This is a genomic window from Burkholderia sp. WP42 (genome assembly GCF_000745665.1).
In the GTDB taxonomy this organism is placed as follows: Bacteria; Pseudomonadota; Gammaproteobacteria; order Burkholderiales; family Burkholderiaceae; genus Burkholderia; species Burkholderia vietnamiensis.
Window position 1 is genome coordinate 89814 of the sequence record NZ_JQJT01000028.1, and the last position, 21882, is coordinate 111695.

General features: G+C 68.5%; 16 protein-coding genes. 11 read left to right on the top strand and 5 right to left on the bottom strand.

Annotated features, from left to right (window positions below; translation table 11 throughout):
* Positions 1 to 367: 367 nt before the first annotated feature.
* From EX20_RS29925 to EX20_RS18975, 4 genes are all read left to right on the top strand, one after another.
* Positions 368 to 1375, top strand: a complete 1008-nt coding sequence (locus EX20_RS29925) for a fimbrial protein (RefSeq protein WP_051974449.1) — start codon at positions 368 to 370, stop codon at positions 1373 to 1375.
* 632 nt (positions 1376 to 2007) lie between these two features.
* Positions 2008 to 3216 carry a paraquat-inducible protein A gene (locus tag EX20_RS18965; protein ID WP_034194367.1) on the top strand — a complete coding sequence of 403 codons (1209 nt, stop codon included), beginning with the start codon at positions 2008 to 2010 and terminating at the stop codon, positions 3214 to 3216.
* The gene (locus EX20_RS18970; protein WP_034194368.1) at positions 3213 to 4508 is read left to right on the top strand and encodes an MlaD family protein; all 1296 of its coding nucleotides are present in this window, start codon (positions 3213 to 3215) and stop codon (positions 4506 to 4508) included. The genes EX20_RS18965 and EX20_RS18970 overlap by 4 nt, the downstream gene beginning before the upstream one ends.
* Entirely contained in the window at positions 4505 to 5134 is a 630-nt protein-coding gene (locus EX20_RS18975; RefSeq protein ID WP_034194369.1) for a PqiC family protein, read from the top strand. Before EX20_RS18970 ends, EX20_RS18975 begins: the two co-directional genes overlap by 4 nt.
* A gap of 359 nt (positions 5135 to 5493) precedes the next feature.
* On the opposite strand, the gene EX20_RS18980 is transcribed toward EX20_RS18975, so the two are convergent.
* The gene (locus EX20_RS18980) at positions 5494 to 6030 is read right to left on the bottom strand and encodes a carboxymuconolactone decarboxylase family protein (protein ID WP_034194370.1); all 537 of its coding nucleotides are present in this window, start codon (positions 6028 to 6030) and stop codon (positions 5494 to 5496) included.
* Positions 6031 to 6102: 72 nt separating this feature from the next.
* On the opposite strand from EX20_RS18980, the gene EX20_RS18985 reads away from it, so the two are divergent.
* Positions 6103 to 7140, top strand: coding sequence for an AraC family transcriptional regulator (locus tag EX20_RS18985; RefSeq protein WP_051974450.1), 1038 nt, complete (start codon positions 6103 to 6105; stop codon positions 7138 to 7140).
* A gap of 412 nt (positions 7141 to 7552) precedes the next feature.
* Here EX20_RS18985 and EX20_RS18990 read toward each other — a convergent pair whose 3' ends face one another.
* On the bottom strand, positions 7553 to 7807 hold the full coding sequence (locus EX20_RS18990; protein ID WP_034194387.1) for an energy transducer TonB family protein: 255 nt from the start codon (positions 7805 to 7807) through the stop codon (positions 7553 to 7555).
* A gap of 526 nt (positions 7808 to 8333) precedes the next feature.
* On the opposite strand from EX20_RS18990, the gene EX20_RS18995 reads away from it, so the two are divergent.
* Both EX20_RS18995 and EX20_RS19000 read left to right on the top strand, forming a co-directional pair.
* A complete protein-coding gene (locus EX20_RS18995) occupies positions 8334 to 9053 on the top strand; it encodes a response regulator transcription factor (protein ID WP_034194372.1) in 720 nt (239 codons plus the stop codon).
* The gene (locus EX20_RS19000; RefSeq protein ID WP_034194373.1) at positions 9053 to 10546 is read left to right on the top strand and encodes a sensor histidine kinase; all 1494 of its coding nucleotides are present in this window, start codon (positions 9053 to 9055) and stop codon (positions 10544 to 10546) included. Before EX20_RS18995 ends, EX20_RS19000 begins: the two co-directional genes overlap by 1 nt.
* Positions 10547 to 10583: 37 nt before the next feature.
* Here EX20_RS19000 and EX20_RS19005 read toward each other — a convergent pair whose 3' ends face one another.
* The gene (locus tag EX20_RS19005) at positions 10584 to 11684 is read right to left on the bottom strand and encodes an AraC family transcriptional regulator (RefSeq protein WP_034194374.1); all 1101 of its coding nucleotides are present in this window, start codon (positions 11682 to 11684) and stop codon (positions 10584 to 10586) included.
* Between the two features lie 311 nt (positions 11685 to 11995).
* Here EX20_RS19005 and EX20_RS19010 point away from each other — a divergent pair, with 311 nt between their 5' ends.
* Both EX20_RS19010 and EX20_RS19015 read left to right on the top strand, forming a co-directional pair.
* Positions 11996 to 13630: an AMP-binding protein gene (locus EX20_RS19010; RefSeq protein ID WP_034194375.1), complete on the top strand. Its 1635-nt coding sequence runs from the start codon at positions 11996 to 11998 to the stop codon at positions 13628 to 13630.
* Between the two features lie 149 nt (positions 13631 to 13779).
* The gene (locus tag EX20_RS19015) at positions 13780 to 14826 is read left to right on the top strand and encodes an AraC family transcriptional regulator (protein WP_034194388.1); all 1047 of its coding nucleotides are present in this window, start codon (positions 13780 to 13782) and stop codon (positions 14824 to 14826) included.
* A gap of 192 nt (positions 14827 to 15018) precedes the next feature.
* Here EX20_RS19015 and pntB read toward each other — a convergent pair whose 3' ends face one another.
* Entirely contained in the window at positions 15019 to 16431 is a 1413-nt protein-coding gene (pntB, locus tag EX20_RS19020) for a Re/Si-specific NAD(P)(+) transhydrogenase subunit beta (protein WP_014725601.1), read from the bottom strand.
* A 13-nt stretch (positions 16432 to 16444) separates the two neighbouring features.
* Positions 16445 to 18046 (bottom strand): Re/Si-specific NAD(P)(+) transhydrogenase subunit alpha, encoded by a 1602-nt coding sequence (locus EX20_RS19025; protein ID WP_034194376.1) that lies wholly within the window; start codon positions 18044 to 18046, stop codon positions 16445 to 16447.
* Between the two features lie 637 nt (positions 18047 to 18683).
* On the opposite strand from EX20_RS19025, the gene EX20_RS19035 reads away from it, so the two are divergent.
* Both EX20_RS19035 and EX20_RS19040 read left to right on the top strand, forming a co-directional pair.
* Complete coding sequence (locus EX20_RS19035) at positions 18684 to 20474, top strand: acyl-CoA dehydrogenase (RefSeq protein ID WP_014725604.1); 1791 nt, start codon at positions 18684 to 18686, stop codon at positions 20472 to 20474.
* Between the two features lie 79 nt (positions 20475 to 20553).
* Positions 20554 to 21882 (top strand): NAD(P)/FAD-dependent oxidoreductase (locus tag EX20_RS19040; protein WP_414629613.1); only part of this gene is annotated, 1329 nt, incomplete at its 3' end.

Below are 21882 nucleotides of genomic sequence, written 5' to 3' on the forward strand. Positions count from 1 at the left end.
TGCCACTGGTTGGCGTGGCGGCTGCATCGGACGCCGGAGTGCACGACCTTCACGCATTGCGCCATTGTCGACACGGCCTGACGACGGCGTCCGATCGTCACGGCGAGGCGCATGAATCGCAGTTCTCCGATTTTCATGCATGACTCGCGCCGATAGGCTGTGCAGATGTTGTTCTGTCGGCTTCGATCGAAGTCGGAGCGATGCGGAAATTGACGTTTCGCATAACCGGTTCAGTCCAACGAATGCATAGCCCGCCAACATTTCGTCGTGGGCAGCGCCGTTCCATCATCGGAACACCTCATTGATCGATCGCAGATGGACCGATGAAGCGGCGCGTGCCTGTTCGCGTCAATCGGAGCGCCGAAAAATGAACATGTATCGCCTGTTCGCAGGCTGCCTGATGGCGGTGTCGTTTGCGACGCCGGACGGTGCACACGCGGCCTGCCAATTCATCAACAACAAGACCGAACTGCTCGCCAATTTCGCGTTGAAGTCGGAATACCAGGTGGCGCCCGGCACGGCCGTCGGCACCGTGCTGGACGACGTAAGCATTCCGGTCGATGCCGTTGCGTTCGCGAAATGCACTGCGCCCGGCCAATCGAATCGAAGCGTTTACGGCGGAACCAAGGTCGGCAGCAGTGTGACGCCCTATACGTTCGCAACCGGCGTGCCGGGCATCGGACTGGCCTTTTACGACATGGCCGACGGCGTCGTTCCGGCCTCCTTCGGCGGTTCTTCCACGAGGTACTGGGGTGCGGGCGACGGCGACGCATACGCCGGAAACTGGGGATGGTGGGGCTGGGTGGGCATGCCGTTACCGGGCGCGCGGCTCGGCGTGAAGGTCATCGTGACCGGGCCGGTGGGTGCGGGCGACGCCCCTGCCGGTTCCCTGTCGGCGCAGATGAAGCTCGATGGGCTTTCGGTTGCGACGTTGACGACCACCGGCTTCAGGGTCACGACGCCGGCCTGTGCGGTGCCGGACTTGAGCGTGGATATGGGCCAGCTGGTGACGAACCGGTTTACCGGCGCGGGGTCGTCGGCCGGCGACACGCCGTTCGATTTGCGGTTGAATGCGTGTCCCGCCGGTCGCACGGGCATCTATTACCGGTTCGATCCGACGACGCAGGTCGTGCCGGGCACGGGCGATTCGGTCGCCACGTTGAACGGGGCATCGAGCGCGACCGGAATCGGGCTGCAACTGCTCGACGCAAGCGGCAAACCGGTTGCGTTTGGAACGACGGCGAAAGTTACCGGGTATGCCGGCGCGGCCGGCGATTACAGCGTGCCGCTGCGCGCCCGTTTCTATCAGACCGCCGCTGCGGTAACGGCCGGCAGTGCCAACGCATCGATTACCGTCACGATGAGTTATGACTAGCGGTTAGTGCGTCGTTCGCGCGTTCGCGGTGTGGCGTTCGAAAATCAGAAGCTCCGATCGTTCATGGCGAGCGGCGGGCGCCCGACGGTGATTCGCGTGCGGAGGGCGGTTGGCTCGCCGGCTGCCGTCCTCGCCTCGTCGAGGCGATTCGACGAGGCGTGCTGCTCGTGTGCCGCTGCCCGCTGCTTGTGGCCTGCTCCTGGCCGCCGCCCGCCTCCTATCATCCGCCATCTGCCACCAACTCGCCGCGCCCGCCATCTAGCAACTGGCAACCGCCAGCAGGCAACCAGCAACCAGCTACGGCTAAACCGCTGACTGCCGACCGCCGACCCAACCGGCAATCGGCAATCGGCAACCGCCCGCCACCACTCGCCCCCCCAGGCACACGCCTTGCTGTCCGACACCCCGACGACGGCAGGCACGCATGCAGCAGCGCCTGCCGCGCATTTTCACGCCACACGGGTAGCGCTCGGCACGCTCAACGGCCGCGGCTCCGCGGCGCTATCTCGACCTAATCGAACGGGAGAACGCATGACGATGATCATCACGCGCGACCGCCTGCCCGCGTCGTGCAGGTTTTGCCACCGGGCGTGTCATTGCGCGCATCGCGCGCCCACCGGAGCTGTCGTCGCATGACCACGATCGGCTGCCCTACGTGCGGGACGCTCGACCATATCCCGCCGATCGAAGCACACGCGCTGGCGCGCTGCAGACGCTGCCATGCGACGCTCGAACGCCGCCGCGGCCGCAGTGTTGAGGCCGCGCTCGCCTGCACGACGGCGACCTTCGTGCTGTTGTTTCCCGCCAACCTCGCACCGCTGATGACGGTCACGATGCTGGGCGCGTCGCATTCTTCGGTGCTCGCGTCGGGCATCGTGTCGATGTGGAACGACGGCTGGGTGATCCTGGCCGTGTTGCTCGGGATGTTCGGCATCGTGCTGCCGTTCGCGCGCTTCGGCGGCCTGATGCTGGTGCTGGCCGCGATTCGCTTCGGCTGGCGGTTCTCCGGTATCGGCGCGGTGTTCCGCTGGTCGCTCGCACTCGACGCTTGGGCAATGCCGGACGTGTACCTCGTCGGCTGCATCATCGGCTACGTGCGCGTCACGCACGGTCTCACCGGGTCGATCGGCGCAGGCGGCTATTGCCTGATCGCGGCCGGCCTGATGTCGATGCTCACGCGCGCGTCGCTCGACCGGCGCACCGTGTGGCGCGCCATCGAAGCCGATCGGCATCCGTCGCGCGGCGAGGCCGTGCTGTCGTGTGCCGGTTGCGACATGGTGCAGCCGTACGCGTGCGCCGGGCGTTCGTGTTCGCGCTGCGGGCTGACGCTGCGCGCGCGCCGGGTCGCGGCGCTTTCGCGCGCGAGCGCGCTGTCGCTGGCGGCGCTCGTGCTGACCGTGCCGGCCAACCTGTTGCCGATGACGACCTCGATCCAGCTCGGACGCGTGCACATGCACCGCATCGTCGACGGCGTCATGCAGCTCTTTCACGTCGGCCTGTGGCCGTTCGGCATCTTGACGTTCATCACGAGCATCGTGATCCCGGTCGCGAAGATCGTCGGCATGGGCTGGTTCGTCGCGTCCGTGCTGCGGCGATCGCGCCGGCATCTGCGCCTGAAGGTGCGCCTCTACCGCTGGATCGACGAACTCGGCCGATGGTCGAACGTCGACGTCTTCACGATCGCGGCGTTCGTTCCGTTGATCCGCTTCGACGGCGTCGCGTCCGCGCAGCCGGCTACCGGGGCCACCGCATTCGCGCTCGTGGTGTTCCTGACCATGCTCGCGTCGCGCGCCTTCGATCCGCGCCTGATGTGGGACCGCCGCGACCGGAGGGCTCGATGAACCAGCCGCGCATCCGCCGCTCGCGCGCCGAGGTGCGCCACAGTCGTTGGCCGGGATTGATCTGGGCGGTGCCCGTCGCCACGCTGGCCGTGGTCGGATGGCTCGGGATACGGGCGCTTGCGCAGGGCGGGGAAAGCGTCACCGTGATGTTTTCCGACGCGCACGGAATGAAAGTCGACGATACCGACGTGACGCTGCGCGGCGTGAAGGTCGGCAAGGTCGCAGGCATCGCGTTGTCGCCCGACGGCCGGCATGTGGAGGTCGAGTTGAAGATCGATCGCGCGCAGCAGAAGTATCTGCTCAGCGGCACGCGCTTTTTCCTGCGCGGTGCGCAGCCGGACATGAGCGACCCGACCTCGCTGCGCGCGCTCGTCGTCGGGCCGGAAATCGTGATGGAGCCGGGCGCCGGCGCCCCGGCGCGGCACTTCGACGGCACCGAGCGCCGCCCGGCGCTCGCGCCCGAGCATGGGCCGGTGGTGCCGTACGTGATTCGGTTCGCCGGTGCGGCCGGCGAGCTGAAGGACGGCGCGCCGGTGAAACTGCGCGGCTTCCAGGTCGGCACGGTCACGCGCGTGCGGCTGAGTTACGACGCCGCCACCGGGCAGCTCGGCACGCCGGTGCAGATTGCGCTCGAACCGTCGGCGCTCGGCATCACCGGCGTGCGTCCGCCGGCCGACGGCAACTGGCGCCCCATCGTCGACGGCATGCTCGAACGGCTCGTCGCCCGCGGGCTGCGCGCGCGGCTGGTGCAGGATCCGCCGCTCGTCGGCCCGCGCATGGTCAGCCTCGATTTCGTCGCCGGCGCTTCGGCGGCCGCGTTTTCCGGTGGCGCCAACCCGGCGGAGATTCCGAGCGTCGCGTCGGCCGACTTCGATGCGATCGCCGCGCGCGCCAACGCGATCGCCGGCAAGCTCGACGCGCTGCCGATCAAGGAGACCGGCGACGACGTGCGCGCGATCGCGGCGCGGCTCAATGCGCTGACCGCATCGCCACAGATCCGCGACAGCCTCGCGCATCTCGACCGATCGGTCGCGCAGATCGACCGCACGCTGCAGCAGGTGTCGCCGCAGATCGGTCCGCTCGTCGCGCAGCTGCGCGACGCCGCGAACAGCGCCGACCAGGCCGCGGCCGCAGCCAGCCGGACGCTCGGCGACGACGCCACCACGCAGACCGGCGTGCCCGCAGTGTTGCGCGAACTCGCCGATACCGCCCGCTCGGTGCGCGCGCTGGCCGACTATCTCGACCGACATCCCGAAGCGCTCGTGCGCGGCAGAGCGAAGGAGAAGCCATGATCCGTCGATCGAAGCGACGGGCCGGCGAGGCAGCGGCGCCGGCCCCGATGAAATGGGCGGTCGTTGCGCTGGCCGCCGTGCTCGCTGCCGTGCTCGCCGGATGTGGGCACAGCCCGCCGACGCGCTATGTGGCGTTGAGTGCGACGCCGGCTACATCGACCCGCGCGGACGAGCCCATCGAGCCGGTGCAACTGACTGCCGTGCACGTGCCGGCGGAGCTCGACCGGCCCGAGGTCGTCGTGCAGCGCTCGGCGAACCGTGTCTGGATCGACGAAGGCGCGCGCTGGGCCGGGCCGCTCGACCGGATGATGCGGCGCACGCTCGCGCAGGACCTGCTGACGCGCCTGCCGACGGGGGCCGTCGTCCTGCCGGATGCGCCGCGCCCGCCCGACACGCGCACGCTCGTCGTCACGGTGCTGGACGTGCATGCGGACGACGGCGGCACGTTGACGTTGGAGGCCGCATGGACGGTGTTGGCGGGCCGGCCCGAGCGCGTGAGCGCGAGCCGCGAGACGACCTTGACCGCATCGTTGACGCAGCACGGCGCGGCCGCGCAGGCCGCCGCGCTGAGCGCGATTCTGGGACGCCTCGCGGACCAGATCGCGGCCGGGCTGCCGCCACGCTGAGCGGACGCGATCCGGCCAGCGCGGTGGCCGGACCCGTGGTGGACGGGCCGACACCGATCGAGCGATCACATCGGCACCGGTGCCGCTCGCCGCGCAGCGACGACCGGCTTGCGCGGGCCGGCCAGCAGGGAACGCACGCGCCAAATCCAGTGCGTGTCGATCGACAGCGTTCCCCGTCTTGATCGTTACTGGCGTGGGAGGACTTTGCGGATCGACCGGTGTGATCGGCAGCGCGTGACAGAGGCGGTATCGAAGTACGGCGCCGCCGGCCAGCACATTCCGCCGGCGAGACGGGCCTCACGATCGAACGCAGTCGGATCGACTGCGTTCGATCGCCGTGCCTGCCCACCGACGCGCCATTACGCCACGGCCGGGAAATCGAGCGTCGTATCGTTGACGCGATTGACCAGGTTCGTGAACGTGATCGACGCGATCGCCAGGCTGATCTCGATCAGTTGGCGCTCCGTGTAACCGGCGGCGCGCACGGCGTCGACGGCCGCCTCGAGCACCGTGCCGCGCGTGCCGACGAGCGTACGCACATAGGTCACCAGCGCGTCGCGCTTGGCGTCGCCGGTGGCCGCGCCGGCGCGCACCTGCTTCATGGCGTCGCTCGACAGCCCGGCCAGCTTGCCCATCAGCGTATGCGCGGCGACACAATAGTCACAGCCCACGTGTTCGCTGACCGCCAGCTTGATGACTTCGATGTCGGCCTTTGCGAGCGTGCCGGCAGCCACGGCCGCGTCGAACGCGAGCGCCGCGCCGAGGGCTTCGGGGCTGTGCGTGCCGATGGTTGCGTACGCATTGGGCACCTTGCCTGCGGCCTTCTTGATCTTCGCGAACACTTCCGCTGCCGCGCCGGTGGCTTCTTCAGGGCGAATGGTGGTGAGACGGGACATGATCGACTCCTTCGTTCAGTTGAGTGGTTGAACTGCTTAGCCATGTCGTATGGCATGGGAGTCAGTGTAGGGATGCAGGGCGAGTTCTTTAATGCCATACTTGCGCAAATTCATGCTCAAACGTCTCATATGGACATGCTGGACCGATTGCTGTCGATGATGCCGGTCACCGGCCGGCTGGACGTACGGTGCCATTTCGGTTCGCCGTGGCGCATCGACCATCCCGAGTCGAACGAGCGGGAGCTTCCGTATCACATCCTGTTGCGCGGCGAGGCTGTCGTCGAAGGCGAGACGGGCGGCGCGGAAGAGCCGACGCTCCGAATGAAGGCCGGCGACATCGTGGTGTTCCCCTCCGGCAGTGCGCACCGGCTGCACGACGGCAGCGGCGACGCGCCGCGCGCGGTGCAGGAGCGGCACCGCAACGGCTTGACCATTACGACGAACGGCAGCGCCGACGCGAGCATCGACGTGCTGTGCGGGCGCTTCGTGCTGCCGGCCGTCCCGCAGCAGTTGCTGCGCGACCATCTGCCTCGGCGTCTGATCGTGAGCAGCGTCGCCGCCGGCGATGGACAGACGCGCGACGCCGCGTTTGCCGCCACGCGGCTTGCGCGAGTCATCGAATTGATGCGTGAGGAAGCGCTGGAGCAACGTGCCGGCAGCGCGGCGGTGGTCGATCATCTGTCCGGCGCGCTGTTCGCGTTGACGCTGCGCAGTGCGTCCGAGTCCGGTCACGCGCCGCGCGGGCTGCTCGCGCTGGCGCAACGCCATCGGTTGCAGCCGGCGCTCACTGCGATGTTCGACGAGCCGGAAAAGCCCTGGACGCTGGCGCAGCTGGCGGAGCGCTGCCACATGTCGCGCGCGACGTTCGCACGCCACTTCGACGAGGCGATCAGCCGCTCGGCGACCGATGTGCTGACGGAAATCCGCATGGCGCTTGCAGGGCGCAAGCTGGCGCAAACGACGATGTCCGTCGCGGAGATCGGCGAGACGGTCGGATATCGGTCGGAGGCTGCGTTCCAACGCGTGTTCAAACGGCAGGTGGGGATGACGCCGGCGAAGTGGCGCATGCAAGCGACGAGAATCGCGGCGCCGGAAGTGCGGGCATTCTGACGGATGGTGCGACCATCCGTAACGTGGGCGAGCTCGCTGGAAGCATCGAGTCAGGCGCTTGCTCGCAACGCTTGGAGGTCCTCCTTGATTCGATCGCGCAAACCTGCGGCATCGCAGTCGAGCGCGCGCGGCCAGTCGAAGTCGATGACGGCGGCCCCGCTCCGATCCGGCTCGGCAACAAGACCATCAGCAGATTCGCAAACTGCGTCACGTCCTCGCGATCGATACCGTACTGAATTACGGCGAAGTCCTGGTAAAGCTCAGTGCCATCATTGAAGTGCGCAATTGTATGGTCCATTCGGCAGGGCGAGTACCAGGCACATTGACGTGATGAACCACCGCCAAACGCATCCGGCCACGACCAGACGATACATATCGACTGCTTACGAGCAAGCCGCTCAACGTCGACACCTCAGTCGACGTCGTAGTTGAGATCGTGCCACCGCTGCGACGTGCCGCCTCCTGAACCCAGCTGACCGCGTGGAAAGCGCATGACGGCGATTGCATGGAGGGCGCGCTCGTCGCCGGCCGGGTCGCCACAACTTCGGCGGACCTTCAGGTCGCGCACCCGACCTTCGTCGTCGAGCCAGACGCGCACCAAGACCCTTCGGCGGCCTTTGCCGGTTTGCGGTGTTGCACGCGAAAGCATGCGGTCAAGAAGCGACATGTAATTCCTCTGCATTGATAGGGCCGGCCGGACTTGAGCCGGCGGCCAGTCGACCGAGAGTCGACTGATCCAACGGGCCGTGGTACGGGCTTGAACGACGCGATCGGTGTGGGATTTTCGGATCCCGATGTATAGCTGAACAGCGTACACGTACGATCGGCACTCCCGGGAGGTATTTGGCGTCGGGAATCAAAACCGGTTGCGATTTTCCGCGCTCGTTCGTCGGTACGAACAAGGTGCATCGACGATGCCGCTCCCCCAAAGTGCCGACATCGGGTTCCTCAGTAACCGCGACGCGTATCGCTCGTGTTCGACGTAATCGCGCCATGCGCCGCCGCCTGTCCGGCGCCCAGACGAAAGGAAGAACGACCTTCCGGCCCAGGCCTGCCCCAGAGTTAAACGATTTGTGATCCCTCGCCGCCGCGAAATTCTGCACAATGACGGCATCGCGGCCGCGCGCTGCCCCGGCCGCCGCCGCCAACGCTCACGCGCCCGACACCCTTACCGACGCACTGCCGCGTTCACCATGGATCACGCCAAACGCATCCTGATCGTCGAAGACGACGCCGACATCGCCGACGTGTTGAGCCTGCATCTGCGCGACGAGCGCTACGAAGTCGTCCACAGCGCGGACGGCGCCGAAGGCCTGCGTCTGCTCGAGCAGGGAAACTGGGACGCGCTGATTCTCGATCTGATGCTGCCGGGCGTCGACGGCCTCGAAATCTGCCGGCGCGCCCGCGCGATGGCGCGCTACACGCCGATCATCATCACGAGCGCGCGCTCGAGCGAGGTGCACCGGATTCTCGGCCTCGAACTCGGCGCCGACGATTACCTCGCGAAGCCGTTCTCGGTGCTGGAGCTGGTCGCGCGCGTGAAGGCGCTGCTGCGGCGCGTCGACGCGCTCGCGCGCGACTCGCGCCTCGACGCCGGCACGCTCGACGTCGCCGGCCTGTCGATCGATCCGATCGCGCGCGAGGCGAGCGTCGACGGCACGCGCATCGACCTCACGCCGCGCGAATTCGACCTGCTGTACTTCTTCGCCCGGCATCCGGGCAAGGTGTTCTCGCGGATGGATCTGCTGAACGCCGTATGGGGCTACCGGCACGAAGGCTACGAACATACGGTGAACACGCACATCAACCGGCTGCGCGCGAAGATCGAGGCCGATCCCGCCGATCCCGTGCGGATCCTCACGGTGTGGGGGCGCGGCTACAAGCTGGCCGCACCGGGCCAGCGGGACGCGTGATGAAGCTGAATCTGACCCAGCGGCTGTCGTGCGTGTTCGCGGTGCTGCTGCTCGCGTGTTCGGGCGCGTCCGCGTGGCTGCAGATCCGCGCGAACGACATGCGCGAGAAGGAAGTCGTGCAGGCGCTGTCGCGCGATCTCGCCGCGCACATCGCCAGCAGCACGCCGCTGATGGACGCGAACGGCCTGCGCCCGGATGCCGTGCGCCGGCTGTTCGGTCAACTGATGGGCGTGAACCCGAGCGTCGAGGTCTACCTGCTCGACAACGCGGGGCACATCGAGGGCGACGACGCGCCGCCCGGGCACGTGAAGCGCACCCGCGTCGATCTCGCGCCGGTGCAGCGCTTCATCGCGGGCGAGCCGCTGCCGATCCTCGGCGACGATCCGCGCAGCATCGACGCGCGCAAGGTGTTCAGCGCCGCGCCGCTGCAGCGCGCCGGGCAGCCGCCGTCCGGCTACGTCTACGTGGTGCTGCTCGGCGAAGCGCACGACCGGCTGGCCGCGCGCGTCGACGCCGGCAACGTGCTGCGCACGACCCTGTGGTCGATGGCGGTCGTCGCGCTGCTCGGGCTGGTGGCCGGCCTGATCGCGTTCAGCTTCATCACGCGGCCGCTGCGCCGGCTGACCGACGCGATGCGCCGCTTCGACGCGAACGGCGTGCCCGACACGCAGCCGCCGCTGCCGCGCCCCGCGCCGGGACGCCGCGGCGACGACCTCGCGGTGCTCGAATCCGCGTTCGCGCAGATGGCCGACCGGATCGGCGAGCAGTGGCGCGCGCTGACGCGTCAGGACCAGCAGCGGCGCGAGCTGATCACGAACATCTCGCACGATCTGCGCACGCCGCTGACCTCGCTGCACGGCTATCTGGAAACGCTGTCGCTGAAGGCCGACACGCTCGCCGACTCTGAGCGCCGCCGCTACCTGTCGGTCGCGCTCGCGCAGAGCACCAAGGTCGGGCGGCTCGCGCAGGCGCTGTTCGAGCTGGCGCGGCTCGAGTCGGGCAGTGTGCAGGCCGAGCGCGAGCCGTTCTCGCTCGTCGATCTCGTGCAGGACGTCTTCCAGAAGTTCGAACTCGCGGCCCAGTCGCGCGGCATCGCGCTGCAGGCGCGCATCCCGCCGCGCGTGCCGGCCGTGTCGGCCGATCTCGCGATGATCGAGCGCGTGCTGACCAATCTGCTCGACAACGCATTGCGGCACACGCCGCAGCACGGCGCAATCGAAGTCGCGCTGACGCCGCGCGACGACCGCGTGGTGGTGACCGTGTCGGACACCGGCGAAGGGATCCCGCTGGCGCGCCGCGCAGGATTGTTCCAGCGGCCGCAGCGGCCCGCCAGCGGCGGCATGGCGACGAACGGCGGCCTCGGCCTGCTGATCGTGCACCGGATGCTGGCGCTCAACGGCAGCGACATCCGGCTCGTCGACCGGGACGGGCGCGGCGCGGTGTTCGAGTTCGCGCTCGCGATCGCGCAGCCGGCGCCCGGCGACCCGCAGTGACCGTGCATGCGCGGCCCGCGCCGATGCGGCGCACGCGTCACGTCCCGCGCTTGCGCCGTACTTCGGTCGGCGTCGTGCCGGTCCAGCGCTTGAACGCGTGGCGGAACCCGACCGCGTCGCTGAAGCCGAGCGTCAGCGCGATGTCCTCGGTGCTGAGCGTGGTGGTGCTCAGGTAGTCGATCGCGAGCGCCTTGCGCACGCTCGTCAGCAATTCGCTGTACGACGTGCCTTCGGCGTCGAGCTTGCGGCGCAGCGTGCGGGACGTCATGCACAGCGTGCCGGCGATCGCGACGATGTCCGGAAACTGCCCGGGCGTGCGCGTGAGCTCCTGGTAGACGCGCCGCGTGACGTCGGCCTGGCTGCGCAATTCGTCGAGCAGATGCGCGCAGTGCGACGACACCTGCGCGGCGGTGATCGGGTTCGCGAGCTGTGGCGCGCGGGCGAGCCACGCGGCCGGGTAGCTCAGCACATGGTGCGGCTGGTCGAACGCGATCGGGCATTCGAGCGCCTCGGCGAGCAGCGCCGCGTGCGCGGGCCGCGGCTGCGCGAACTGCGCGCGCGCCGGCACGCACCACGCGCCCATCACGTCCTTGATGACCGTCACGTGCAGCGCGAACTGCATGTCGATCAGAAAGCGGTACAGCGGCAGATCGGGGCCGGCCAGCGCGGCTTCGTGCGGATCGGGAAACAGCCACGCCGCGGTGTCGCCCTGTTCAACCCAGCGGATGGTCAGCATCCCATTCGCGAGCCGGTGATATTTGACGGCCGAATCGAACGCACGCGCGAGCGATTCCGAGCACAGCATTGCGTAGCCGTACATCCCGTAGCTCGACGCATGCAGCCGGCGGCCGACGCGCACGCCGAGGTCGGAGCCGTCGTAGCGCTCGAGCGCGTTGCGCGCGGCGGTCAGGAACTGCAGCGGCGACGTGAGCGTGAACGGATCGGCGACGGCCTCCGGCGACAGGCCCGTGCCGGCGAGCACCGCCGACGAATCGAGCCCGAGCTCGCGCGCGACGTCGACGAGCACGGCGAGCTTCGCCGGCGAAAAGCGCTTGTCGCGCAACGCATGGGCGGGCAGGGTCTCGGGCAGCGCCGCCGCGCGGGCGGCCGTCGGGTTCAGGTGCGCGGTGCGCGGCATGGCTGGGTGTACGTCCGATTCGATACCGTTCCGGGTTGGCGATTCTGCCCCCGAACGCGCGGCCGCGCCATAGGGTTCACCCTGATCCTGCGCCTGCGTGCGCATCATGTCGCCACCCGGGCGGGCGGGTTTGCGGTTTACGGACTGGCGCGCCGGTGTGTCCGTTTCGATCATGTTTTCGGCCGCGCGAATCATTTTCAAAGCGGGCCGCGCGCGCGATATTCGTCGGTCAGGCGACGGCCCGCGCGCATCCGATGCGCGGGCCGCCGTGCGAACGGCGCCGCGTGGCGCCGTCCCCCGAGGAGCAGGACATGACGAAGAGACACTGGATCGGGTCGTATGGCTCGATCCCCGCCGAGATCGATCCCGATCGCTTTCCATCCGTAACCGCGCTGCTGGACGACGCGATGCGCCGCTTCGCCGGTCATCCGGCGTTCCGCGCGTCCGACCGCACGCTGACCTATGCGGACGTCGACCGCCTGTCGGCCGCGCTCGCCGCGTACCTGCAGCAGGTCGCGCAGGTGCGCAAGGGCGACCGCGTGGCCGTGATGCTGCCCAACGTGCTGGCGTTTCCGGTGGTGTTCGTCGCGCTCGCGCGCATCGGCGCGGTCCAGGTCAACGTGAACCCGCTCTATACGCCGCACGAACTCGAACACCAGCTCAACGACGCGGGCGTCGAAGTGGCGGTCGTGTGCGGCGGGTCGATGGCCACGTTCGCCGACGTGGTCGGCAAGACGCGCGTGCGCACGGTGCTGACCGTGGGCCGCGACGATCTCGGCGTCGTCGATGCGCCGGCCGGCGCATGCGCGGCGCTGCCGCCCGGCTCGCTCGCGCTCGCCGACGCGTTCGCGGCCGGCGCGGCGCTGCAACGCGCGCCGGTTGCGCTCGACGGCAGCGACCTCTTGCTGCTGCAATACACGGGCGGCACGACCGGGCTGTCGAAGGGCGCCGCGCTGTCGCACCGCAACCTGATCGCGAACGTCGAGCAATTCGCGGCGATCGTGCCGGACGCGCGGCGGCCGGGCGAGGAGGTCGTCGTCACGGCGATTCCGCTGTACCACATCTTCGCGCTGACGGTGAACTTCCTGTCCTACTTCGCGATCGGCGCGCAGAACTGGCTCGTCGCCAATCCGCGCGACATGGACGGCCTGATCGACGTGCTGAAGGCCGCGCGGCCGTCGGTGTTCGTCGGCGTCAACACGCTGTATGCGGGGCTCGCGGGCCATCCGCGGCTGAAGGAAGTCGACTGGTCGCGGCTGAAGCTGTCGGCCGGCGGCGGCGCGGCCGTGATCGACGTGATCTCCGCGCGCTGGCAGGCGGTGACGGGCAATTTCATCCGCGAAGGTTACGGGCTGTCGGAAACGTCGCCGGTCGTCACGTTCAATCCGCAGTCGGTCGACCGGTTCACGGGCACGACCGGCCTGCCGCTGCCGTCGACCGACGTGAAGCTGCTCGACGACGAAAACCGCGAGGTCGCGATCGGCGGCGCGGGCGAGATCTGCGTGCGCGGGCCGCAGGTGATGGGCGGCTACTGGCAGAAGCCCGAAGCGAACGCGGCCGCGTTCACCGAGGACGGCTATTTCCGCACCGGCGACATCGGCGTGTTCGACGCGGCCGGCTTCCTGAAGATCGTCGACCGCAAGAAGGACATGATCATCGTGTCGGGCTTCAACGTGTATCCGAACGAAGTCGAAGCGGTGGTGACCGCGCTGCCGGGCGTGGCCGAATGCGCGTGCATCGGCGTGCCGGACGAGCGCACCGGCGAGGCGCCGAAGCTGTTCGTGGTGCTCGCGCCCGACGCGACCGTCGGCGAGGCCGAGATCGTCGCGCATTGCCGTACGAACCTCGCCGGCTACAAGGTGCCGAAGCAGATCCGCGTGGTCGAGCGGCTGCCGAAGTCGACGGTCGGCAAGATCCTGCGCCGGGAACTCAGCCACGCGCAGTGATGGTGCGCATGCGCCGCGCGGGCGACGACGCGCGGGCCGGCTCGCCTGCCGGCGCGGTCGTCCCGAAAGCCCCGAAACACCGGAAAGCCCCGCAAGCCCGCCGTGGGTCGCTCAAGTACAATGCGAGCGGTTCGACCGACGGGGACGCGATGACCGGTACAGATTCACCTCCCGCCCAGCCTGGGCGTGCGCTGCCGTCGCCCAGCGCGACGGTGCCGATTTCGCTCGTCAACGGCTTTCTCGCGAGCGCGGGCGCGCAGCGCGACGTGGTCGAGCGCTACCTGCGCGGCGCCGGCATTCCGCTCGAACTGCTCGGCGAGCCGCATGCGCGCGTGACCGAAGATCAGTTCTCGACGCTGTACCGCACGCTCGCGATCGACCTCGACGACGAGATGCCCGGCATCTTCTCGCGCCCGCTGCGCCGCGGCACGCTGAAGTACCTGTGCCTGAGCCTGCTCGATGCGCGCAACCTCGGCACGGCGCTGTATCGTTTCGGCCAGTTCTTCCATCTGCTGCTCGACGACTTCTTCGTCGAATCGACGCGCGACGGCCTGGTCGCGCAGGTGCTGCTGCGTCCGAACCCGGCGATCGGCCCGATCGGCGCGCTCGGCCAGGAGCTGATGCTCAAGCTCGTGCACGGCGTGTGTTCCTGGCTGATCGGGCAGAAGATCCCGCTGCTGCGGATCGAATTCGCGTGCCGGCGTCCGCGGCATGCGATCGATCATCTGTACTTCTTCTCCGGCTCCGTGCAGTTCGACTGCGAGCGCACGCTGATGCGCTTCAGCGCCGACCTTCTCGACGTGCCGATCCGGCAGAGCAAGCGCAACCTGCGCAAGTTCCTCGCGCGAGCGCCGGGCGACTGGATCTTCGAATCGTTCAGCGAGCAGCTCGTCTGCCACCGCGTGCGGCAGTACCTGTCGGCGGCGCTGCCCGAGCTGCCGGTGATCGAGCGGGCGGCCGAACATCTGCATTGCTCGGTGCGCACGCTGAGCCGCCATCTGGCCGCCGAAGGCACCACCTTCCAGGCGCTCAAGGACGAGCTGCGACGCGACATCGCGATCCAGCGGCTCACCGATACGCTCGACACGATCGCGGCGATCGGCACCGATCTCGGCTTCGACGATCCGAGCGCGTTCCACCGCGCGTTTCGCCACTGGACCGGCAGTACGCCGGGCACGTACCGGCGGCGCGCGTAGCGCTTTCCCATAACCGGCATCCTTGCCGCGCTCCCATGGACGGCATCCCAGCCGGGCCGCCACCTTGCCGGCCCCGTACCGATGGCGCACATGCGCGTCGGCCCGTCGCGCATCGCTGCGGGACGGGCCGACGGTCATCGCATTCGTGCGCGGCGCAAGCCGGCGTGTCGCCGGCCGCGCGCGCCGTCGCGATCAGGCTTTCAACGCGCCGAAGATTTCATTGAGCATCGACTTCGCGTCGCCGAACAACATGCGGTTGTTGTCCTTGTAGAACAGCGGATTGTCGACGCCGGCATAGCCGGACGCCATGCTGCGCTTCATCACGATCGACGTTTTCGCCTTCCACACCTCGAGCACCGGCATGCCCGCGATCGGGCTCGTCGGGTCGTCCTGCGCGGCCGGGTTCACGATGTCGTTCGCGCCGATCACCATCGACACGTCGGCGTCGGGGAAGTCGTCGTTGATCTCGTCCATCTCGAGCACGATGTCGTACGGCACCTTCGCTTCGGCGAGCAGCACGTTCATGTGGCCGGGCATGCGGCCCGCGACCGGGTGAATCGCGAAGCGCACGTCGACGCCCTTCTCGCGCAGCAGCTTGGTCAGCTCGAACACCGTGTGCTGCGCCTGCGCCACCGCCATCCCATAGCCGGGTACGATGATCACGCGCTTCGCTTCGCGCAGCAGCTCGGCCGTCTCCGTCGCGCTCACCGCGACGGCCTCGCCGGCCGGTTGCGCGGCGCCGCCCGCGGCGGCCGGTGCGCCCGCGCCGCTGCCGAAGCCGCCCGCGATCACGCTGATGAAATTGCGGTTCATCGCGCGGCACATGATGTACGACAGGATCGCACCGGACGAGCCGACCAGCGCGCCGATCACGATAAGCAGGTCGTTGCCCAACATGAAGCCGGTCGCGGCCGCGGCCCATCCCGAGTAGCTGTTGAGCATCGACACGACGACGGGCATGTCGGCGCCGCCGATCGCCATCACCATGTGCACGCCGAACAGCAGTGCGATCACCGTCATCACGACGAGCGGCAGCATGCCGTCCTGGATGGTTTCCGCATGCAGGAACGCGCGGCCGTAGTAGATCACGATCAGCAGCGCGGCGAGGTTCAGCCAGTGCCGTGCCGGCAGCAGCAGCGGCTTGCCGCCGATCTTGCCCGACAGCTTGCCGAACGCGACGATCGAGCCAGCGAAGGTGATCGCGCCGATCAGGATGCCGACGTAGATCTCCACCTCGTGGATCGCCTTCTCGGCGCCGACGAACTGCAGCGACGTGTCGACGTAGCTCGCGAAGCCGACCAGGCATGCGGCGAGGCCGACCAGGCTGTGCATCAGCGCGACCAGCTCCGGCATCTGCGTCATCTGCACTTTCTTCGCGGCATAGAGGCCGACCGCGCCGCCGACGACCAGCGCGGCGATCACGTACGGAATGCCCGCTGCCGACACGCGCGGCCCGGCGACGGTGGCCAGCACCGCGATCAGCATGCCGATCATCCCGAGCAGGTTGCCGCGGCGCGCGGTTTCGGGGTTGGCGAGGCCGCCGAGGCTCAGGATGAACAGGATCGCGGCGCCGATGTAGGAGACGGTGGTCAGATTGGAAGTCATGGTTGTCGTCCCCTTATTTGCGGAACATCGCGAGCATGCGGCGCGTGACCGCGAAGCCGCCGAACATGTTGACGGCGGTGAGCGTCAGCGCGCCGACCGCGAGGCCGAGGATCAGCCCCGACGGACGATCGCCGGCATTGGCGAGCTCGGCCGTCGGCGGCGCCACCTGCACGAGCGCGCCGATCGCGATGATCGACGAGATCGCGTTGGTCACGCTCATCAGCGGCGTGTGCAGCGACGGCGTGACGTTCCAGATCACCATGTAGCCGACGAAGCACGCGAGCACGAACACCGTGAAGTGCGACAGGAAGCTGGCCGGCGCGAACTGGCCGACCAGCAGGAACGCGAGCGCGCCGACCGCGAACACGATCGCGAGCGCCTTGGCCGACATCGGCTCGCCGCTGTGGCCGTGGCCCTTGGACTTCGCCGGCGCGGCCGCGGCGGGTGCGGCGGCCGCGGGCTTGGGCGCGACGGCCGGCTGCTTGAGCGGCGGCGCTGGCCAGGTGACGTTGCCTTCCTTGATGACGGTCAGGCCGCGGATCGCATCGTCGTCGAAGTCGACGTCGATCGTGCCGTCCTTGCCCTTGCACAGCTCCTCGAGCACGCGCAGCAGGTTGGTCGCATACAGCGTGGACGACTGCCGCGACAGGCGCGACGCGAGATCGGTATAGCCGACGATCGTCACGCCGTGGCGCACGACCGCCTCGCCGGGCACCGTCAGCTCGCAGTTGCCGCCCTGTTCGGCGGCCATGTCGACGATCACGCTGCCGGGCTTCATCGACTGCACCATCTCGGCGGTGATCAGCTTCGGCGCCGGCTTGCCGGGGATCAGCGCGGTCGTGATGATGATGTCGGCGTCCTTCGCCTGCTGCGCATACATCGCGCGCTGCGCCTGCTGGAAGCCTTCGCTCATCACCTTCGCGTAGCCGCCGCCGCCCGAGCCTTCCTCTTCGTAGTCGACCTTGACGAATTCGCCGCCCAGCGACTTCACCTGGTCGGCCACTTCGGCGCGCGTGTCGTTCGCACGCACGATCGCGCCGAGGCTCGCGGCCGTGCCGATCGCGGCGAGGCCGGCCACGCCCGCGCCGGCGATGAAAACCTTCGCCGGCGGGATTTTCCCGGCCGCCGTGACCTGCCCGTTCAGGAAGCGGCCGAACGCATGCGCGGCCTCGATCACCGCGCGGTAGCCGCTGATGCCGGCCATCGACGTCAGCGCGTCCATCTTCTGCGCGCGCGACAGCGTGCGCGGCAGCGAATCGATCGCGAGCACGGTCGCGCGCTTCGCCGCGAGCTGCTGCATCAGGTCGGGGTTCTGCGCCGGCCACACGAAACCGATCAGCATGCCGCCTTCGCGCATCAGCGCGACTTCGTCGGCGCTCGGTGGGCGCACCTTGAACACGATGTCGCTGCCGGACCACAGCTCAGCCGCCGTAGCGGCGATGCTCGCGCCGGCCGCGCGATAGGCGTCGTCGTCGAAGTTCGCGCCGGCACCGGCGCCGCTTTGCACGGCCACCGCAAACCCCAGCTTGATCAGTTTCTCGACCACCTCGGGCACGGTCGCAACGCGCCGTTCGCCGGTGGCTGTCTCCAGAGGAATCCCAATCTGTAGTGTCATGGTATGAAAGATGGGTGATGGCCGTCGCGAAGCGCTCGGGCCGGTGCGTCAAGTTACCAGAATCATGCCTGTGTTTCGTGGACCGGTTGCGAGATTGCATCACAGGATGATCGGTCGTTCGCGGTGCGGCGCCGACGCGGTCCGGGCGCCGCGCGCCTGCGTCGGACAAGGGCAGCACGCGGTCGCATCGCGGCTGTCTTTTGCCGCGCCGCTGTGTTTCGTCGACGCGCGCGTCTCGGCGCGGCATCCGGATCGGCGACCGACGCGGCCAGTCTGCCGCGCATCGTGCAGCGCGGCACCGGCATGCGAAATGCGCAGCGCGCGCAGGCCCTAGGGTTTTCCCATAGAAGGCGTCCATCGCGATGACCGGCGCGCCGCCCCGGCCGCCCGATCGGCGTGCCGTGGGCGCGTCGGCCCCGTGGAAATCCGCGTCGGCACACGCTGCGAAAGGGCCGGGTTCGGGTGTCGGCATGCGCGCATCGTGTGGCCGGTTTTGTCACTATCTGGGCCGGATATGACAGTGGGAAACGGCCGCGTCGGCATTACGATGGGCCACGACGTCGCCTGGTGCTGGCCGGTTTTGCCGCAGCCGCGCGGGCCGCGCGCTTCATTCACTGCCTGATTTGGAACAACGACCATGAGCTATAACGCCCCCGTCAAGGACATGCTGTTCGTGCTGAAGGAACTCGCGGGCATCGACACCGTTGCGCAGCTGCCCGGCTTCGAGGACGCCGGCTACGACACCGCGCAGGCCGTGCTGGACGAGTCGGCGAAATTCTGCGGCGAGGTGCTGGCGCCGCTGAACGTCGACGGCGACCGCAACCCGAGCAGCTGGAAGGACGGCGCCGTGACGGCGACGCCCGGTTTCGGCGCCGCGTTCCGCCAGTTCGTCGAAGGCGGCTGGCAGGGCCTGCAACACCCGGTCGAGTACGACGGTCAGGGGCTGCCGAAGCTGATCGCGACGCCGTGCATCGAGATGCTGAACGCGGCGAACCTGTCGTTCGCGTTGTGCCCGCTGCTCACCGACGGCGCGATCGAAGCGCTGCTGACGGCCGGCACCGACGAGCAGAAGCAGCGCTACGTGCCGAAGCTGATTTCGGGCGAGTGGACGGGCACGATGAACCTGACCGAGCCGCAGGCCGGTTCGGACCTCGCGCTGGTGCGCTCGCGCGCCGAGCCGCAGGGCGACGGCACGTACAAGGTGTTCGGCACCAAGATCTTCATCACGTGGGGCGAGCACGACATGGCGGACAACATCGTCCACCTGGTGCTCGCGCGTACGCCGAACGCGCCGGAGGGCGTGAAGGGCATCTCGCTGTTCATCGTGCCGAAGTTCCTGGTCAACGAAGACGGCTCGCTCGGCGCCCGCAACGACGTGCACTGCGTGTCGATCGAGCACAAGCTCGGCATCAAGGCGAGCCCGACCGCGGTGCTGCAATACGGCGACCACGGCGGCGCGATCGGTTACCTCGTCGGCGAGGAGAACCGCGGCCTCGAATACATGTTCATCATGATGAACGCGGCGCGCTTCGGCGTCGGCATGCAGGGGATCGGCGTGGCCGACCGCGCGTACCAGAAGGCCGCGGCCTTCGCGAAGGAGCGCGTGCAGAGCCGCCCGGTCGACGGATCGGCGAAGCAGTCGGTGACCATCATCCACCACCCGGACGTGCGCCGGATGCTCGGCACGATGCGCGCGCTGACCGAAGGCGCGCGCGCGCTCGCGTACGTCGCGGCTGCGCACAGCGACATTGCGCACCGCCATTCGGACGACGCGACGCGCACGCGCCATCAGGCCATCTACGAATATCTGGTGCCGATCGTGAAGGGCTGGAGCACCGAGATGGTCAACGACGTCGCGAGCCTCGGCGTGCAGGTGCACGGCGGGATGGGCTTCATCGAGGAAACCGGCGCGGCGCAGTATTACCGCGATGGGCGCATCCTCGCGATCTACGAAGGCACGACCGCGATCCAGGCGAACGACCTCGTCGGCCGCAAGACGCTGCGCGACGGCGGTGCGGTCGCGAAGGCGCTGATCGCGGAGATCGACGCAACCGTCGCGGCGCTCGGCAAGGTCGACGGCGCGGCCGCCGCATCGATGAAGGCGCAGCTCGAGAAGGGCGCGCGCGCGCTGTCGGCGGTGGTGGACTACGTGCTCGCCAATGCGAAGCAGGACCCGAACGCGGTGTTCGCGGGCAGCGTGCCTTACCTGAAGCTGGCGGGCGTCGTGCTGTGCGGATGGCAGATGGCGCGTGCGCTGCTCGCGGCCGACGCGAACCGCGCGAGCGACGCGGCGTTCCACGACGCGAAGATCGCGATCGCCCAATGCTATGCGGAACACGTGCTCGTGCAGGCCGGTGCGCTCGAAGCGTCGATCGTCGGCGCGAAGGGTAACCAGAGCGTGCTCGCGCTGACGGAAGACCAGTTCTGACCGCCACGGTCGGAGCGCAGGAGGAGACAGTATTTTGACCACCCAGGACTTGCTCGCGCAATACGGCCCGCGCGAATCGATGGAATACGACGTCGTGATCGTCGGCGGCGGCCCCGCCGGGCTGTCGGCGGCGATCCGGCTCAAGCAGCTGGCCGCCGAGAAAGGCGCCGAGATCGGCGTGTGCGTGCTCGAGAAGGGTTCCGAGATCGGCGCGCACATCCTGTCGGGCGCGGTGATGGACCCACGCGCGATCACCGAGCTGTTCCCCGACTGGAAGGAACGCGGCGCGCCGCTCACCGTCGAGGTGACCGAGGACCGCTTCCTGTTCCTGTCCGAGCAGAGCGCGGTCACGACGCCGAACTGGGCGTTGCCCGACAACTTCAAGAATCACGGCAACTACGTGATCTCGCTGGGCAACGTCACGCGCTGGCTCGGCACACAGGCCGAAGCGCTCGGCGTCGAGATCTTCCCCGGCTTTCCGGCCGCGGAGATCCTCTACAACGACGACGGCTCGGTGAAGGGCGTCGCCACCGGCAACATGGGCGTGGGCAAGGACGGCGAGCCGACCGAGAACTTCCAGCTCGGCATGGAACTGCACGCGAAGTACACGCTGTTCGCCGAAGGCTGCCGCGGTCATCTCGGCCGCCAGCTGATCTCGAAGTTCAAGCTCGACGCGAACGCCGATCCGCAGGCATATGGGATCGGCATCAAGGAGCTGTGGGAGATCGATCCGGCGAAACACAAGCCGGGCCTCGTGATCCACACGGCCGGCTGGCCGCTGAAGTCGGATACCTACGGCGGTTCGTTCCTGTACCACATGGACAACAACCAGGTCGTGGTCGGCTTCGTGGTTGGGCTTGGCTACACGAACCCGTACCTGTCGCCGTTCGAGGAGTTCCAGCGCTACAAGACGCATCCGTCGATCCGCGCATTCCTCGAAGGCGGCAAGCGCGTGTCGTACGGTGCACGCGCGATCACCGCGGGCGGGCTCCTGTCGCTGCCCAAGACGGTGTTCCCGGGCGGCGCGCTGATCGGCGACGATGCGGGCTTCCTGAACGCATCGCGCATCAAGGGCAGCCACGCGGCGATCAAGACCGGCATGCTGGCCGCCGACGCGGCGTTCGATGCGGTGCAGGCCGGCCGCCAGTCGGACGAGCTGCACGCCTACCCGGACGCATTCCGGCAGTCGTGGCTGTACACCGAGCTGTACCGCGCGCGCAACTTCAAGCAGTGGATGGCCAAGGGGCTGTACCTCGGCACGCTGATGGTCGGGCTCGAGCAGAAGGTGATGGGCGGCAACGTGCCGTGGACGCTGCACCACAAGCATGCGGACCACGAGATGCTGAAGCCCGCGTCGCAATGCACGCCGATCGAGTATCCGAAGCCGGACGGCAAGCTGACGTTCGAC

What these genes read in the sequence shown, in the direction of transcription:
- EX20_RS29925 (WP_051974449.1), top strand. Translation starts at nt 368, where the DNA reads ATGAACATGTATCGCCTGTTCGCAGGCTGCCTGATGGCGGTGTCGTTT.
- EX20_RS18965 (WP_034194367.1), top strand. Translation starts at nt 2,008, where the DNA reads ATGACCACGATCGGCTGCCCTACGTGCGGGACGCTCGACCATATCCCG.
- EX20_RS18970 (WP_034194368.1), top strand. Translation starts at nt 3,213, where the DNA reads ATGAACCAGCCGCGCATCCGCCGCTCGCGCGCCGAGGTGCGCCACAGT.
- EX20_RS18975 (WP_034194369.1), top strand. Translation starts at nt 4,505, where the DNA reads ATGATCCGTCGATCGAAGCGACGGGCCGGCGAGGCAGCGGCGCCGGCC.
- EX20_RS18980 (WP_034194370.1), bottom strand. Translation starts at nt 6,030, where the DNA reads ATGTCCCGTCTCACCACCATTCGCCCTGAAGAAGCCACCGGCGCGGCA.
- EX20_RS18985 (WP_051974450.1), top strand. Translation starts at nt 6,103, where the DNA reads ATGCAGGGCGAGTTCTTTAATGCCATACTTGCGCAAATTCATGCTCAA.
- EX20_RS18990 (WP_034194387.1), bottom strand. Translation starts at nt 7,807, where the DNA reads ATGTCGCTTCTTGACCGCATGCTTTCGCGTGCAACACCGCAAACCGGC.
- EX20_RS18995 (WP_034194372.1), top strand. Translation starts at nt 8,334, where the DNA reads ATGGATCACGCCAAACGCATCCTGATCGTCGAAGACGACGCCGACATC.
- EX20_RS19000 (WP_034194373.1), top strand. Translation starts at nt 9,053, where the DNA reads ATGAAGCTGAATCTGACCCAGCGGCTGTCGTGCGTGTTCGCGGTGCTG.
- EX20_RS19005 (WP_034194374.1), bottom strand. Translation starts at nt 11,684, where the DNA reads ATGCCGCGCACCGCGCACCTGAACCCGACGGCCGCCCGCGCGGCGGCG.
- EX20_RS19010 (WP_034194375.1), top strand. Translation starts at nt 11,996, where the DNA reads ATGACGAAGAGACACTGGATCGGGTCGTATGGCTCGATCCCCGCCGAG.
- EX20_RS19015 (WP_034194388.1), top strand. Translation starts at nt 13,780, where the DNA reads ATGACCGGTACAGATTCACCTCCCGCCCAGCCTGGGCGTGCGCTGCCG.
- pntB (WP_014725601.1), bottom strand. Translation starts at nt 16,431, where the DNA reads ATGACTTCCAATCTGACCACCGTCTCCTACATCGGCGCCGCGATCCTG.
- EX20_RS19025 (WP_034194376.1), bottom strand. Translation starts at nt 18,046, where the DNA reads ATGACACTACAGATTGGGATTCCTCTGGAGACAGCCACCGGCGAACGG.
- EX20_RS19035 (WP_014725604.1), top strand. Translation starts at nt 18,684, where the DNA reads ATGAGCTATAACGCCCCCGTCAAGGACATGCTGTTCGTGCTGAAGGAA.